At 69.4% G+C, this 14938-nt stretch carries 11 protein-coding genes and 1 pseudogene; 8 read left to right on the top strand and 4 right to left on the bottom strand.

Features of this window, described 5'->3' with window-relative positions; translation table 11 throughout:
* Together WC555_RS12050 and WC555_RS12045 are read left to right on the top strand one after the other, a co-directional pair.
* Positions 1 to 1723 (top strand): gamma-glutamyltransferase family protein (locus tag WC555_RS12050; protein WP_373253873.1); only part of this gene is annotated, 1723 nt, incomplete at its 5' end.
* A gap of 78 nt (positions 1724 to 1801) precedes the next feature.
* Complete coding sequence (locus WC555_RS12045; protein ID WP_373253871.1) at positions 1802 to 2605, top strand: hypothetical protein; 804 nt, start codon at positions 1802 to 1804, stop codon at positions 2603 to 2605.
* Here WC555_RS12045 and WC555_RS12040 read toward each other — a convergent pair.
* A complete protein-coding gene (locus WC555_RS12040) occupies positions 2591 to 3571 on the bottom strand; it encodes a hypothetical protein (RefSeq protein ID WP_373253869.1) in 981 nt (326 codons plus the stop codon). The genes WC555_RS12045 and WC555_RS12040 overlap by 15 nt on opposite strands.
* Positions 3572 to 3633: 62 nt before the next feature.
* Positions 3634 to 4563, bottom strand: a complete 930-nt coding sequence (locus WC555_RS12035; protein ID WP_373253867.1) for an Hsp33 family molecular chaperone — start codon at positions 4561 to 4563, stop codon at positions 3634 to 3636.
* Positions 4564 to 4716: 153 nt separating this feature from the next.
* Here WC555_RS12035 and WC555_RS12030 point away from each other — a divergent pair, with 153 nt between their 5' ends.
* From WC555_RS12030 to WC555_RS12005, 6 genes and pseudogenes are all read left to right on the top strand, one after another.
* Positions 4717 to 6123 (top strand): SDR family oxidoreductase, encoded by a 1407-nt coding sequence (locus tag WC555_RS12030; protein ID WP_373253865.1) that lies wholly within the window; start codon positions 4717 to 4719, stop codon positions 6121 to 6123.
* A 179-nt stretch (positions 6124 to 6302) separates the two neighbouring features.
* Positions 6303 to 6833: pseudogene (locus tag WC555_RS12025) on the top strand (HAD family hydrolase); the annotation flags it as partial.
* 105 nt (positions 6834 to 6938) lie between these two features.
* Entirely contained in the window at positions 6939 to 8195 is a 1257-nt protein-coding gene (gene serA / locus WC555_RS12020; protein WP_373253876.1) for a phosphoglycerate dehydrogenase, read from the top strand.
* A gap of 90 nt (positions 8196 to 8285) precedes the next feature.
* Complete coding sequence (locus WC555_RS12015) at positions 8286 to 10100, top strand: autotransporter domain-containing protein (protein ID WP_373253863.1); 1815 nt, start codon at positions 8286 to 8288, stop codon at positions 10098 to 10100.
* Between the two features lie 216 nt (positions 10101 to 10316).
* Positions 10317 to 10940, top strand: a complete 624-nt coding sequence (locus tag WC555_RS12010) for a M23 family metallopeptidase (protein WP_373253861.1) — start codon at positions 10317 to 10319, stop codon at positions 10938 to 10940.
* Between the two features lie 66 nt (positions 10941 to 11006).
* The gene (locus WC555_RS12005; protein ID WP_373253860.1) at positions 11007 to 13292 is read left to right on the top strand and encodes an ATP-binding protein; all 2286 of its coding nucleotides are present in this window, start codon (positions 11007 to 11009) and stop codon (positions 13290 to 13292) included.
* A gap of 1 nt (position 13293) precedes the next feature.
* Here WC555_RS12005 and WC555_RS12000 read toward each other — a convergent pair whose 3' ends face one another.
* Both WC555_RS12000 and aceA read right to left on the bottom strand, forming a co-directional pair.
* Positions 13294 to 13503, bottom strand: a complete 210-nt coding sequence (locus WC555_RS12000) for a hypothetical protein (RefSeq protein WP_373253858.1) — start codon at positions 13501 to 13503, stop codon at positions 13294 to 13296.
* Positions 13504 to 13517: 14 nt separating this feature from the next.
* Positions 13518 to 14798, bottom strand: a complete 1281-nt coding sequence (gene aceA, locus WC555_RS11995) for an isocitrate lyase (protein WP_373253855.1) — start codon at positions 14796 to 14798, stop codon at positions 13518 to 13520.
* Between the last annotated feature and the right edge of the window lie 140 nt (positions 14799 to 14938).

Raw genomic sequence — 14938 nt, 5'->3', positions numbered from 1 at the left:
GACCGCGCCCGCCGACCCCTACGCCGGCGTCGGTCCCGGCAATCGCAACAGCGGCGTGCAGTTCGTCGGCCGCTCGACCGTCTGGGGCCAGCACGGCGCCGCCGCCACGGCCCATCCGCGCGCCACCCTGATCGGCATCGACACCCTGAGGCGCGGCGGTTCGGCCATCGACGCGGCCATCGCCATCAACGCCGCCCTCGGCTTCCTCGAGCCGACCGCCAACGGCATCGGCGGCGACGCCTTCTGCATGCTGTGGGACCCGGCCCAACGGAAGGTCGTCGGCTTCAACGGTTCGGGAAACAGCCCCCGCGGCCTGTCGCTGGAGACGGCCCGGTCGAGGAAGGCCGAGGACGGCTATCTGCCGCCCTATGGCGCGGTCACGGTCAATGTCCCGGGCACGGTCGACGCCTGGTGGAGCGCGCACCAGCGCTACGGCAAGCTGCCTTGGAAGGACGTCCTGCTGCCGGTCGCCGAGCTGTGCGAGGAGGGCGTGCCCATGCCCCAGCTGATCGCCTGGTACCTCGAGCGCAACATGGCCAATTTCGATCGCCGGTCCGCGATCATCGAGGAGAACGACAACCGCAGGAAGGTCTACGCCCCCGACGGCCGCACCCCGAAGGTCGGCGAGGTCTTCGCCAATCCCGACCTCGGCCGCACCCTGCGCCTGATCGCCGAGGGCGGCCGCGACGCCTTCTACGACGGGCCGATCGCCGACCATATCGAACGCTATTTCCGCCGCATCGGCGGCTGGCTGACCCGCGCCGACCTGGCCCCGCACCGCACCGAATGGGTCGAGCCGATCCGCACCGGTTATCGCGGCGTCGACGTCTATGGGCTCGGCCCCAACACCCAGGGCCTGTCGACCAATCAGATCCTCAACATCTGCGAGAATTTCGACCTCAAGAGCATGGGCTTCCAGTCGGCCGCCTCGATCCACCACCAGGCCGAGGCCAAGCGGCTGGCCTTCGAGGACCGGGCGAAATGGTTCGCCGACGACCGCTTCAGCCGCACGCCGGTCGAATGGCTGAACTCGAAAGCCTACGCCGCCGAACGCGCCGCCCTGATCCGGCCCGACCGGGTCATGGACCGCGTCTTCCCGGGCGACGCTCCGACGCAAGGCGACACCACCTATTTCAGCGTCGCCGACAAGGACGGCATGATGGTCAGCTGGATCCAGTCCAACTATCGCGGCATGGGCTCGGGCCTCGTCCCCGACGGCCCGGACGGCGGGACCCTCGGCTTCATGTTCCAGGACCGCGGCGAACTGTTCGCCCTGACCGACGGCCATCCCAACGTCTACGCACCCGGCAAACGCCCCTTCCACACCATCATCCCCGGCTTCGCCTGCAAGGGCGGGGAGCCGTGGATGGCCTATGGCGTCATGGGCGGCGGCATGCAGCCGCAGGGCCAGGCCCAGATCATCATCAACATGGTCGACTACGGCCTCGACCCGCAGGAGGCCGGCGACGCCCCGCGCTGGCAGCACGAGGGCTCGTCCGAACCCACCGGCCACCCGGCCGAGGGCGTCGGGACCCTGTTCCTTGAAACCGGAGTCCCCGCCGCGTCAAAGGCGCAACTCGAAGCCATGGGCTGGATTCTGGGCGGCCCCAACGGCGGCTTCGGCGGCTATCAGAACGTGGTGCGTCAGACGAACGGACGCGGCCCCTGGACCTGGGGCGCGGCCACGGAAATGCGCAAGGACGGGATCGCGCTGGCCTACTGACCCGCCACGCGACCGCCGCAATCGGGCGTCAACCCTTGCACACGCACAGGTATGGCCCGTGCGTGACCGGGGGTTCTCATGATCGCACTGTTCGCCGCCGCAACGATTCTCGCCGCCGCGCCCTGCTCGCCTCCGTCCGGGCACGAGGCCTTGTGGACGCCGGAGGCCCGCTTCGTGATCGTGGGGGAAATCCACGGCGCCGCGGAGACGCCCGCCGCCTTCGCGCAACTGGTCTGCGCCGCGGCGGAACAGGGACCGGTGACCGTGGCGCTGGAGCTGCCTGTGGACATGCAGCCCCGGCTGGACGCCTTCCTCGCGGCTCCGGACGACACGACGGCCGCGGAGGCTCTGCGCGACACCATTTTCCACAATGCGGCCATGGCGGACGGGCGCACCAGCCTGGCCATGCTGGAGATGATGCAGTCGATCCGCCGGTTGAAGGCCGGCGGGGCCGATGTGGCGTTCCGCGCCTTCCAGCCCTCCCGCCCGAGGCCGGCCGCGTTCGACCAGAACTACTATGAGCTGGACATGGCGGTGGAGCTGTCGCGGGCGGCGACCGAACGGCCGGAGTCCCGGGTGCTGGTCCTGGTCGGCAACATCCACGCCAGCAAGACGCGCTTCGACCGGTTTGACCTCATGCCTGCCGTGGCCCACCTGCCGCCCAGGGAGACCATCACCCTCAACGTCGCCCAGCAGGGCGGGCAGTCGTGGAACTGTCAGGCGGACGGCTGTCGGGCCCATGACTCCATGACCCGATACGACGCCGAGGCGCGCGGAGTCGTCATGGGTCCCGTCAGCGACGGCGCCCATGACGGCGTCCTCGCCCTCGGACCATCGACCGCATCTCCGCCGGTCGCGGCCCAGGCCTCAGCGGCTCCGTAGAGCCCGTTCGATCAGCCGGTCCGCCGTGGCGCCCCGGGGAGCGAACGCCAGCGCCGGCCAGTCCGGCGTCAGGCGGTCGACGGCCAGCATGATCCCAAGCCCCTCGTCCTGACTCCAGCGATTGCCGCCGCCCCTTACGAAGGTCGTCGCCTCCGACGGGCTCAGACGCCCGCCGCGCGGGTCGGTCAGCCACATCCAGGCGGCCCAGTTGCCCGTGCCCTCCAGGGTCAGGAACACGTCGTCCGCCTCGGCGTACACGGCCTCCTCGCCGCGGAACCACTGCGCCCGGCGGGCCTCCATCGCGTGCGCGGCCAAAGCCAGATTGAAGCGCGCCATGCTGGCGTCGCGCGCGGCGGCCGCCCGGTAGAACAGGTCCCGTTCGCCCTCATAGGCCGTCCGATAGTTCGGCTGCTCGCCGAACCGGTCCTGGATCACGTCGTCGTCGCTGTCCTCGGGCAGGCCGCGCGCCAGCAGGTCGTCGATCCGTACGCCCAGGCTCGCGGCCTGCTGGGTGTGGGCGAACTCGTGCATGAAGACGACCATCGACAGGCGGTTCCAGTCGCGCGGCTCGGTGTCGTCCGCGCGCCAGACCGCCGGCAGGGCCATGATGAAGAACATCCGGCCGTCGGACATCGGCGAGGCGAAGGCCAGCTTCCGGGCCGGAACCGTCCCTCCGTCGGGCAGGCCCACCTGTCCCGAATGGGCGGAGCCGGTTGTGCGATAGCGCCGCGCGCCGACGCGGAAATCGCCGCGGGCGTCAGGGGTCAGGGTCCAGGCGCAGGCCTCGTCGAACAGGGTGATCACCGGAGTCACGGGTTCGGCGATCCGCAGCCGCTCACGATCCAGCCGGTCCCAGGACGCCAGCGCGGCGGTCGTCCAGGCGCGCGGCTCCCCCGTGAAGCGGCACGGCGGCGGCGTGGGCGCGGCGGCGGTCAGGAAGAGGGAGGCGGCGAGGACGGTGATCATGGTTCGCCAATGACGGGCCGGGACCTGAACTTCAAATGAACTCGCGGTCACGCTTCGGCGGATCAGTCGGTGGTGATCTCTTCCGGCCCCAGCTCATAGACCGTCGCGCAATATTCGCAGGTCACGCGGATCATCCCGTCGGCCTCGACCATTTCGGCCCGCTCCTCGGCCTGGAACGAGGTCAGCACCCCGGCGATGCGGGCGCGCGAACAGCGGCACTGCGCCACCAGCGCCCGCGCGTCCTCAAGCCGCACCCCGTCCTCGTGGAACAGGCGGAACAGCAGGGTCTCCGGGGTGATCGTCGGGTCCAGCAGTTCATCGTCGGCCAGGGTCTGGAACAGGGCCCGCGACCGGTTCCACGCCTCCTCGGTCGAGCCGCGCGCGTCGTCGCCGGCGATCAGCTGGATCAGCGCCCCGCCGGCCCGCCAGGCCATGCCCGTTTCGGTCGCCACCGCGCCGACGGCCAGGCGGACCTTGGTCGGAATCTGCTCGGACTGCTGGAAATAGTGTTCGGCCGCCAGCGACAGGCTCTCGCCCTCGATCGGGGTGATGCCCTGGGTGCGTTCGAAATCGGGGCCGCGGTCCAGCGTCATGACGAACACCCCCTGCCCCAGCAGCGAGCGCGCGCCCGGCCGGGCGAAGCCCTGCGAGGCCGCGGCCACCTCGTCCTCGTCGAAGCGGCAATAGCCGCGCATATGCCCCTGGGTGTCATAGTCGGCGACGACATAGCGCACCGGCCCGTCGCCCTGCGCCTGCACGATCAGCCGGCCCTCGAACTTCAGGCTCGACCCCACCAGCGCCGCCAGGGCGCAGGCCTCGCCCAGCAGGGCCGCCACGGGCTCGGGATAGGCGTGGGCCGACAGGATGGCGTCGATGGTCTCGCCCAGCCGCACCAGCCGGCCGCGCACGGGCCAGCCCTCGATCTGGAAGGCGGCGGCCAGATCGTCGGCGGGATGGGCGGGCGAAGGCGTCGTATGCGCGTGATCGGTCACGGGCGATCCTCGAAATGGGCGACTGTGCGGAAGCGTCGTCAGATAGGCGCGACCATCGCGAATGGTAAGACCTGCATGCTACAGCAGGAACCGGCGGGGGCTCGGCCCCGTTCGTCCAAGACCTGATTTCAAGCGCACAGACCCGGCGGTTTCATGACCAAAGCGACCCTCAAGCCCCTGAACCAGCAAGCGATCGTCATCACCGGCGCCACCTCGGGCATCGGTCTGGCCACGGCGCGGCGGGCGGCGAAGGCGGGGGCCTGCGTCTTCCTGATCGCCCGCGGTGAAAACGATCTGAAGGCTCTGTGTGAAGAGCTGCAGGCCACCGGCGCCCGCGCCGCCTGGGCCGTCGCGGACGTGGCCGACTATGACGCCCTGGCCGGGGCGGCGGAGAAATGCGTGCGCCTGTTCGGCGGTTTCGACACCTGGATCAACAACGCCGGGGTCTCGATCTTCGGCAATATCAGCGCGACGACGCTCGAGGATCAGCGGCGGCTGTTCGAGACCAACTACTGGGGCGTGGTCAACGGCTCGATGATCGCCGCCGACCACCTGCGCGAACGGCCGGGCGGCGGGGCCATCGTCAATGTCGGCTCGACCCTTTCTGACGCGCCGATCCCGGTCCAGGGCGTCTATTCGGCCTCCAAACACGCGGTGAAAGGCTTCACCAACGCCTTCCGCATGGAGCTGATGCGCGAGCAGGCCCCGATCACCCTGTCGCTGGTCAAGCCCTCGGCGATCGACACGCCCTACAACAAGCACGCCCGGAACCTGACGGGTCAGGCGGTGCAGAACCCGCAGCCGGTCTATGCGACGCACGTCGTGGCCGACACCATCCTGTACTGCGCCAGCCATCCGATCCGCGAGATCACGGTCGGGGGCGGAGGGCGGCTGATCGCCAGCTTCTATTCCGCCCTGCCGGGTCTGGCGGAACCTCTTCTGGCCCGGTTCGCTCCTGTCATGATGCGGGACAGGGGTTCCGCGTACCAGCCGTTCGACGACGGGCTCTACGACCCGAACGACGACGGTCTCGATGAAGAGGTTCACTATCCCATGGTCCGCCAGTTCTCCGCCCTCGCCGAAGTCCGCAAACACCCGGGAATCACCGGCGGCGTCGTCGCCATCCTGGCCGGAATCGGCATCGCCGCCCTGTTGCTGAACCAGCGCTCCGGCCCGAGCCGCTACGATCGCCTTCGTGGCCGCATGGATCCGCGCGGCTGGGTCGATACGGACGCCCTGCGCGACCGCTTCGGCGATCTGGCCGAAACGGTGCGCCATGGCTTCAGCGACGCCGGCGAGCGCGCCTCCGACATCGGCGACGAAGCCCGCCATCGCGGCGAGCGCTTCCTGCACGACGCCCGACATTCCTCGCGCAAGATCTTGAAGAAGCAAGGCAAGACCGCGCGCCGCTACGCGCACGACGCCGGTGTCTATGCGAAGGATCACGCGCGTGAAGGCGGCGCGGCCCTCGCCCTTCTGACCATCGCGGCGGCTATCGGCGCCGCCGCCATGGACGCCCGCCGCCCCGACAGCCGCCTGCGCAGCCTCGGAAAATTCTGACGCCTGCGTCCGTTTCTGACGTAGCGCCAAGCCAGACTGATCGCCGGCCGTCCCTCGCGGGGCGGCCGGCGTTTCATTTCTGATCCGGACGGTCCGGACGCTTCGGACGCTTCGGACTGTTTTTTCGAACCCGGGCCCGCCCCATTGCTGCAACTGCGAAGCTGGGCCAAGGTCACGCCATGGCGGATCCGGCGACCTACATCTTCGACTTCGACTCGACCCTCGTGCGGATCGAGACCCTGGAGGCCTTGGCCGACATCGCCCTGGCCGGGGCGCCCGACGCCGAGGCGATCCGCGCCGAGATCGTGGCCCTGACCGATCGGGCCATGACGGGCGACATCCCCTTCGGCGAAGCGCTCCACCGCCGCCTTGAGCTGCTGCCCCTGACCCGCGACCATATCGCCGAACTGGCCGGCCGCATTCTCGACGAGGGCACGCCCTCGGTGCGCCGCAACCTGCGCTTCTTCCGCGAGAACGCGGACCGGATCGTCATCCTGTCGGGCGGCTTCCGCGAGATCATCGCGCCCCTCGCCGAGCACCTTCACATCGCGCCGGACCGGGTGCTGTGCAACGACCTCGCCTACGACGCCGAAGGCCGCGTCACCGGCGTGGATCAGGACAATCCGCTGGCCCACGCCGACGGCAAGTCGATCGCCGTGCGGGCGCAATCCTTCCCCGGACCGGTGATCATGGTCGGCGACGGCTGGACCGACGCCGAGGTCCGCCTCGCCGGCGCCGCCGACCGTTTCCACGCCTTCACCGAGATCGTCCGCCGCGACCGGGTCGTGGCGGCCGCCGACGTGGTTTCACCGTCGATGGACGAGTTCCTGCACGCCGAGGGTCTGGCCGGCCGCTGGTCCTATCCCCGCGCCCGCATTCGCATCCTGCTGCTGGAGAACATCCACCCCGCCGCGGTCGAGCGGCTGCACGAGGCCGGCTATTCGGTCGAGACCCTGAAGGGCGCCCTCGACGAGGACGCCCTGATCGAGGCCCTGCAGGGCGTCCATGTGCTGGGCGTCCGCTCCAAGACCCAGGTCAGCGCCCGCGTGCTGGAGGCCTCGCCTCGCCTGATGGCCATCGCCGCCTTCTGCATCGGCGTCAACCAGATCGACCTCGAGGCCGCCGCCGACCGGGGCGTGGCCGTGTTCAACGCCCCCTATTCCAACACCCGCTCGGTGGTGGAGCTGGCCGTGGGCCTGACCATCGCCCTGATGCGCGACGTGGCCGACAAGTCCGCCGCCATGCATCGCGGCGTATGGAACAAGTCGGCGACCGGCTCACGTGAACTGCGCGGCAAGACCCTGGGCATCGTCGGCTACGGCGCCATCGGCTCGCAGCTGTCGGTGCTGGCCGAGGGCCTGGGGATGCGGGTCATCTTCCACGACCTGACCGAGCGCCTCGCCCTGGGCAACGCCCGTCGCATGAGTTCGCTGGACGCCCTGCTGGCCGAGAGCGACGTGGTCAGCCTGCATGTCGACGGCCGCGCGGACAACGCCGCCCTGATCGACGCCGCCCGCCTTTCGAAGATGAAGCCGGGCGCCCTGCTGGTGAACCTGTCGCGCGGCCATGTCGTCGACATCGGCGCCCTGGCCCAGGCGCTGGGCGCCGGCCGCATCGGCGGCGCGGCCATCGATGTCTTCCCCGACGAGCCGGCCACCAACGCCGACCCGTTCGACAGCCCCCTGCGCGGCCTGCCGAACGTCATCCTGACGCCCCACATCGGCGGCTCGACCGAGGAGGCCCAGGAAGCCATCGGCGAATTCGCCGCCGAGCGCCTGCTGGCCTACCTCAACCGCGGCGACACCACCTTCTGCGTCAACCTGCCCAATGTGCAGCTGGCCGAGGTGACGGGGGCCCACCGCATCCTGCACATCCACCGCAACCAGCCCGGCGTCCTCGCCGAACTGAACCGCGAACTGACCGCCGCCGGCCTGAACATCCTCGGCCAGCATCTGAAGACCGACGAACGCACCGGCTATGTCATCACCGACGTCGACCGCGACTACGATCCGGAAGCGCTCCGTGCCCTGAAGAGTGTTGCCGGAACGCTGCGCTTCCGCATGCTGCACTGAATACCTTCCCCAACGGCATCTTGCGCGGACGCGAAACCGGCGCACACTGCCCTCAACGGTCGCATGATGACGACCGAGGGAGGATCATCGATGTCTCGTTTCCTGCGCAGCGCGGCGCTTGCCGCACTGACGGTCGCCGCCGCCGGCGCCATGGCCTCGGCCGCCAGCGCCCAGAGCTACAGCCGCCTTGTCGTGTTCGGCGACAGCCTGAGCGACAACGGCAATCTGTACGCCATCTCCGGCCAGCCTGCCTCGCCGCCCTATTTCCAGGGGCGCTTCTCCAATGGTCCGGTCTTCACCGAGCTGCTGGGCTTCAACGCCGGACGCTACACGGCCGGCGCGCCGGTGACCGGCAGCGTCAACTACGCCTTCGGCGGGGCCCGGACCGACAGCTCGGCCAGCCCCCCGGGAATGCGCAACCAGCTGCTGGCCTACACCGGCGCGGGCGGCACCTTCCGCTCCACTGATCTGGTCAGCATCCTGGGCGGGGCCAACAACATCTTCCAGGCCGTTCCGGCCGCCGGCGCCTCGGCCAACCCGACCGGCGCCATCCAGCCGGTCGTCCTGGCCGCCGCGACCGACATCAACTTTATCGTCAACAACGTGGCCGGAGCCGGGGCCGGCACCATTCTCGTTTCGAACCTGCCGAACCTGGCCCTGACGCCCCAGTTCAACCAGGGCGCGGGAGCCGCGGCCGCGGCCCTGGCGGACTACGCCGGCACGCAGTTCAACGGCGCCCTGCTCAGCGGCCTGATGACCACGGCCGCGGCCCGTCCGGGGACCAACATCATCCTGATGGACCTTTACAAGATCGGCATCACCCTGGCCGGCAACCCGGGATCCTTCGGCCTGACCAATGCGCGGGACGCCTGCTTCAACGGGGTCACCGTCTGCGCCACGCCCGGAACCTATCTGTACTGGGACAGCGTTCACCCGACCGCCGCGGGCCACCAGCTGCTCGCCCGGCTGGCCAACGACTACCTCTACTACGGCGACATCGGCGCCCAATCGACCGTCCAGGCTGAAACCGCCTTCCGCCAGCGCGAGGACCTGCTGGACCTGTCGAGCGAAGGCCTGTCGGGACGCGCCGCATGGGAAGCCGGAACCCACCTGACCTTCGGCGCCATCGCCGACAGCGTCGAGACCGACGCGCGCGGCAGCGTGGCGGCGGCGGATGCGACCGGCTGGGGCGTCCGCGCCGGTCTCGACCATGTCGCGTCCGAAAGCACGCGGATGGGCTTCACCGCCACATACCGCACGGCCGAGGTCGAGGCCGGCGCCATGGCGTTCGACGTCGAAACCTTCGCCTTCGACGCCTTCGCCGGCTGGCGCTCGGGCTCGATGTTCGTGAACGCCACCGTCGGCGGCTCGATCGACCAGTATGACGACATCACCCGCGTCACCTCGCTGGCTCCGATCGTCCACAGCGGCGAAACCGACGGGGGAAGCCTCGGCGCCCGCCTCCAGGGCGGCGTCTGGTTCGACATGGGCGGCATCGGCCTGTCGCCGCGCGCGGCGGTCAGCTTCGTCTCGACCGACGTCAACGGCTACACCGAGCAGGGCATAGCGGCCCAGTACGAGTACCAGGACCGCACCGTCCAGGCCGCCAGCGGCGAAGTCTCCCTGCGGGCCGAAGGCGGCGGCGACGGCTTCACCTTCTATGCGGAGGGCGGCTATCGCGACTCCTTCGGCGACAGCAGCGACGCCGTCCGCACGCGTATCACCGCCAACCCGGCGCAGATCCTGGCGCGGGAGATCGAGGATCCCTTCGGCGGATCGCTGATCGCCTCGGCCGGCGTCGACGCCGACCTCGGGGCGGTGAAGATGAACATCGGCTACCGCGGCCGGTTCGGCGACAGGGCGGACAGCCACGTGGGCGCGATCACCTTCCGCCTGCCGCTGTAAGGCCGGCACAACCGACAGGGGGCGCGCGATCCAGCCGGGTCGCGCGCCCTTTTTCGTTCCGCCCTGCGACGACCTGCCGCCCCCTCCCGCCCCAAAGCAGCCGCACCAAGCCGTAGAACGGCGCTTCTCCGGTCGCTGGCCGCAGTGCGTCGCGTTTGTTGCGGCCCGCCGGCGCCCCTCCCCGCTCTGATGAGCTGAAGACGGAGCTGACGCCGCATGCGACGCCTCTTGCCGACCGCCCGATCGTTTCTCATTCATTCCGGTCAGGCCGCCGCCCTGGCGGGGGTGGCCGTTCTGGCCATGGCCGCCGCGCCGCTGTCGGCGCCTGATCCGATCCTGCCGGTCGAGACCTTCGCCGTTCCGGAAGCGCCGCCCGTGACCGCCGTCGCCGAGGCCGCCGGCCCGATCACCCGCCTGATCGTCTTCGACGCGCCCGTGAAGGGCTATGCGATCAACTCCCCGTTCGGCCCGCGCCGGATGCCCGGCCAGGCCCTGCGCAATCATGAGGGCGTGGATATCGCGGCGCCCCGGGGAACGGGCGTCTTCGTCGCCGCCGAAGGCGCGGTTGTCCGCACCGGCTATGACGCCGCGGGCTACGGCCGTTTCGTCGAAATCCGCCATCCCAACGGCATGACCACCCTGTATGGCCATCTCAGCCGGCTGGATGTGGCGTCCGGCGCCGTCGTCGAGGGCGGCCAGCGCATCGGTCTGGTCGGCTCAACCGGACGTTCGACCGGCCCCCATCTGCATTTCGAAGTCCGCCGCGGCGACCGCCAGGTGAATCCCGTCAAGGTCATGGGCCGCGAGTTCCCGGTCGTGGTGCGAACCGCCGCGACCTGAGCCTCGCCGCTCCGGCCACCGTTTCTTCACCACTCTTGCGCGATAGTGCTGGCGGGAGGGGGCGTCTTGGAACGCATCATCGACTGCATCGTGTTCGAGCATGACTGGCGCTGGACCCTGGCCGCCGGCCTCGTCTGCGTTCTTGGGGTCGGCATCGCGGCGCGACTGTTGGCCCAGGCGCAGATGTCGGACCGCCGCGAACGGCGCTGGCGCATCCTGCTGGCGTCCCTGGTGGGCGGCCTCGCCGCCTTCTCCACCCACTTCCTCGGCATGCAGGGTTATCGGGCCGGCGGAGATATCCGTTACGACGTCGGCCTGACCATTGCGTCCCTTGTCGTGGTTCTGGCGGCGATCAGCCTCGCCTGCGCGCTCGCCGTGCTCCGGCCGGGCCGGGTTTACCGGGTCGCAGCCGGCCTGCTGGCCTTTGCGGGCGTAACCGCGATGCATTTCGTGGGCATGGCGGCGCTGGAATTTGACGGCCGCATCAGCTGGGACCCTGGCTACGCCGCGCTTTCTGTGGTCGCCGGCCTGACCATCGCCGGTCTCTCCGCAATCCTCGCATCCGGCCCCGGCAAGCCGCGGCTGGTCGCCTCCAGCCTGGGCGGCGCTCTCTCGGTCCTCGTCCTGCATTTCACAGCCATGGTCGCGATGACGGTCACGCCGCAGGCGGCCGTCGCCGCCAGCGGCGCGACCGTATCCAGCCTCGTCATGACCGTTGTCCTCGGCGCCATGATCGCGAGCATCGTCGGCGTGGTCGCCGGTCTGGCGTGGATGGATTTTCGCTCTCGCTCCGGCGCCCTGGCGCACATACGCGAAGCCATCGACGCCATGCCCGACGGCCTGGCCTTCTATGACGCCGACGACCGGCTGGCGCTGTGGAACCACCGCTATGCCGAGGTGAACCCGGAACTGGCGTCCAACCTCAAGGTGGGGATGAACTTCCTGGAGATCATCAGGATCGGCCTGAGGGAGGGCCTCTACGCCGACGCCCTCGGGCGTGAGGATGAATGGATCGCCGAACGTCTGGCGTCCCGCAAGGCCCTGTCAACCACCATGGAGCAGCGCATCGCCGGAGATCGCTGGCTGCGCGTCGCTGATCGCCGCACATCCGCCGGCGGCATCGTCACGGTCTGCACCGACATCACCGACCTGAAGAACCACGCCGCGGCCCTGGCCGAGGCCCGGGACGCCGCCCAGGCCGCCAGCAGCGCCAAGAGCCAGTTCCTGGCCAATATGAGTCACGAGATCCGCACGCCCCTGAACGGCGTCATCGGCCTGGCCCAGGTGATGGCCCGGACCGAGCTCTCGGCCGATCAGCGCGAGATGCTGGAGCTGATCCAGTCGTCGGGCCGCACGCTGCAGGTCCTGCTCAGCGACATCCTCGACCTGGCGCGCGTCGAGTCCGGCCGTCTGGAATTGTCTGACGAGACCTTCGACCTCGGCCGGGCCGTCCGCGAGGCGGCCCGGCTGTATGAAAGCGCGGCCGGGGAAAAGGGGCTTCAGTTCTTCGTCGAGATCGCTCCCGAAGCCGACTGCTGGATCGCCGGCGACATGGTGCGGCTCAAACAGATCCTGACCAACCTGGTCTCCAACGCCGTGAAATTCACCAGCACGGGCTTCGTCAGTCTCAGCGCCGCCCCCGGCCCGGACCGGGACGGTGCGCCGACCCTGCGCTTCTCGATCGAGGACACGGGCATCGGCTTCGACTACGAGACCCGCGCGCGCCTGTTCAGTCGTTTCGAACAGGCCGACGGCGCCATCACCCGCAAGTTCGGCGGTTCGGGTCTTGGCCTCGCCATCTCGCGCCAGCTGGCCGAGATGATGGGCGGGGATCTGGATTGCGAAAGCGAGCCCGGCGGCGGCTCGGCCTTCATCCTCACCATCCCTTACCGCGCCGCCGAGGCGCCGGCGGCGGTCGGGATGTCGCCGGCCGGCGCCGCTGACGGCGATCAGCCCCTGATCCGGGTCCTGCTGGCGGACGATCACCCGGTGAACCGCAAGGTCGTCGAGCTGATCCTGGCCCAGGCCCCCGTCGAACTCACGTCGGTCGAGGACGGCGCCCGCGCGCTTCAGGCCTGTCGCGACGCCGACTACGACCTGATCCTGATGGACATGCAGATGCCGGTCATGGACGGCCTGACCGCCACCCGCGAAATCCGCCTGCATGAAGCGGCGATGGGCCTGCGGCGCACGCCCATCGTCATGCTGACCGCCAACGCCCTGACCGAGCATGTGGCCATGGCCGAGGCCGCCGGCGCGGACCGGCATCTGGCCAAGCCCGTGGACGCGGGCGAACTGCTGGAGCTTGTCGTCTCCCTGCCGCAGGCAGCCGCCGCGTCCATCGCAGCCTGATCTATTCGTAGCCGTGGGCGGCTTCGTTGATGACCTGCGAGGGCATGGACGAGAAGTCCACGCTGACCGGCTGGACGGCCTTGGCGCGGAAGGTCTTGATCACATGCTCCAGCCGTCGGCGCACCTCGCGCTCGGCCTCCGTGCCCGTGTCCAGGTTCAGCGGGGCGAGGCAGAAGTCAATGATGGCGGTGGGATTGTCCAGGGGTTGCATGGTCTCTCTCCTGCTTACTCGGCCGCCACGAACTGGGCGGTCTCGGTGGAATCCTTCAGCGCCGTCGTGGACGACTGGCCGTTGGAGATGACGGTGGCGACCTGGTCGAAATAGCCGGTGCCGACCTCGCGCTGGTGCCGCGTCGCCGTATAGCCGGCGGCCTCATTGGCGAACTCGCGCTGCTGCAGCTCGGAATAGGCCGCCATGCCGCGGTCGCGGTAGCCGTCGGCCAGCTCGAACATGCTGTTGTTCAGGCTGTGGAAGCCGGCCAGGGTCACGAACTGGAATTTGTAGCCCATGGCCCCCAGCTCGCGCTGGAATTTGGCGATGGTGGCGTCGTCCAGCTTGGCCTTCCAGTTGAAGGACGGAGAGCAGTTGTAGGCCATCAGCTTGCCGGGATGCTCCTTGTGCACCGCCTCGGCGAAGCGGCGGGCGTCGTCCAGATCGGGGTGGGAGGTCTCCCACCACAGCACGTCGGCGTATCTGGCGTAGGACAGGCCGCGGGCGATGCAATGATCCAGACCGGTCCCGGCCTTGAGGCGGAAGAAACCCTCGGGCGTGCGGTTGTCGCGGTCGATAAACGGACGGTCGCGCTCGTCCACGTCCGAGGTGATCAGCTGGGCCGACTCGGCGTCGGTCCGGGCCACGGTCAGGGTGGGCGTGCCCATGACGTCGGCGGCCAGACGCGCGGCGATCAGGTTGCGCTCATGCGCCTGGGTCGGGATCAGCACCTTGCCGCCCAGGTGGCCGCACTTCTTCTCGGACGCCAACTGGTCCTCGAAGTGAACGCCCGCCGCGCCCGCCTCGATGAAGGCCTTCATGATCTCGAAGCTGTTCAGCGGCCCCCCGAAGCCGGCCTCGGCGTCGGCGACGATGGGAGCGAACCAGTCGCGTTTGGCGCCGCCCTCGGCGTGCTCGATCTGGTCGGCGCGCTGCAGGGTGCGGTTGATGCGGCGGCACAGTTCGGGCGCGGCGTTGGCCGGGTACAGCGACTGGTCGGGATACATGGCCCCGGCGGTGTTGGCGTCGGCGGCGACCTGCCAGCCCGACAGATAGATGGCCTTCAGCCCGGCGCGGACCATCTGCATGGCCTGGTTGCCGGTCACCGCGCCCAGGGCGTTCACGAACGGCTCGTCGTGCAGCAGCTCCCACAGCCGGTTGGCCCCGCGGGCCGCCAGCGTATGGGTGACCGGCACCGAGCCGCGCAGCCTCAGCACGTCTTCCGGCGAATAGGGACGTTCGATGCCGTCGAAGCGGCCGTAGGGCGAGGGAACGAGGTCAGCGAAGGTCGTCATGGTCGGTGCTCGGTTCGGGCCTGTGCGGCGGATGTGAGCCACCAGAACACGCACAAGTCACGAATGACACAGACAACCACCCCATAATCCTGTCATCAAGTCACGATGTGACACTTGCTATTAAGTCATTTTGTGACCTA

The organism is Brevundimonas sp., assembly GCF_041648615.1.
Classification (GTDB): Bacteria; Pseudomonadota; Alphaproteobacteria; order Caulobacterales; family Caulobacteraceae; genus Brevundimonas.
This window is presented reverse-complemented; position numbering and strand designations above follow the sequence as displayed.

Coding starts and splice junctions, on each gene's coding strand:
- WC555_RS12015 (WP_373253863.1), top strand. CDS start 8,286: ATGTCTCGTTTCCTGCGCAGCGCGGCGCTTGCCGCACTGACGGTCGCC.
- WC555_RS12010 (WP_373253861.1), top strand. CDS start 10,317: ATGCGACGCCTCTTGCCGACCGCCCGATCGTTTCTCATTCATTCCGGT.
- WC555_RS12030 (WP_373253865.1), top strand. CDS start 4,717: ATGACCAAAGCGACCCTCAAGCCCCTGAACCAGCAAGCGATCGTCATC.
- serA (WP_373253876.1), top strand. CDS start 6,939: ATGGACGAGTTCCTGCACGCCGAGGGTCTGGCCGGCCGCTGGTCCTAT.
- WC555_RS12040 (WP_373253869.1), bottom strand. CDS start 3,571: ATGATCACCGTCCTCGCCGCCTCCCTCTTCCTGACCGCCGCCGCGCCC.
- WC555_RS12045 (WP_373253871.1), top strand. CDS start 1,802: ATGATCGCACTGTTCGCCGCCGCAACGATTCTCGCCGCCGCGCCCTGC.
- WC555_RS12000 (WP_373253858.1), bottom strand. CDS start 13,503: ATGCAACCCCTGGACAATCCCACCGCCATCATTGACTTCTGCCTCGCC.
- aceA (WP_373253855.1), bottom strand. CDS start 14,798: ATGACGACCTTCGCTGACCTCGTTCCCTCGCCCTACGGCCGCTTCGAC.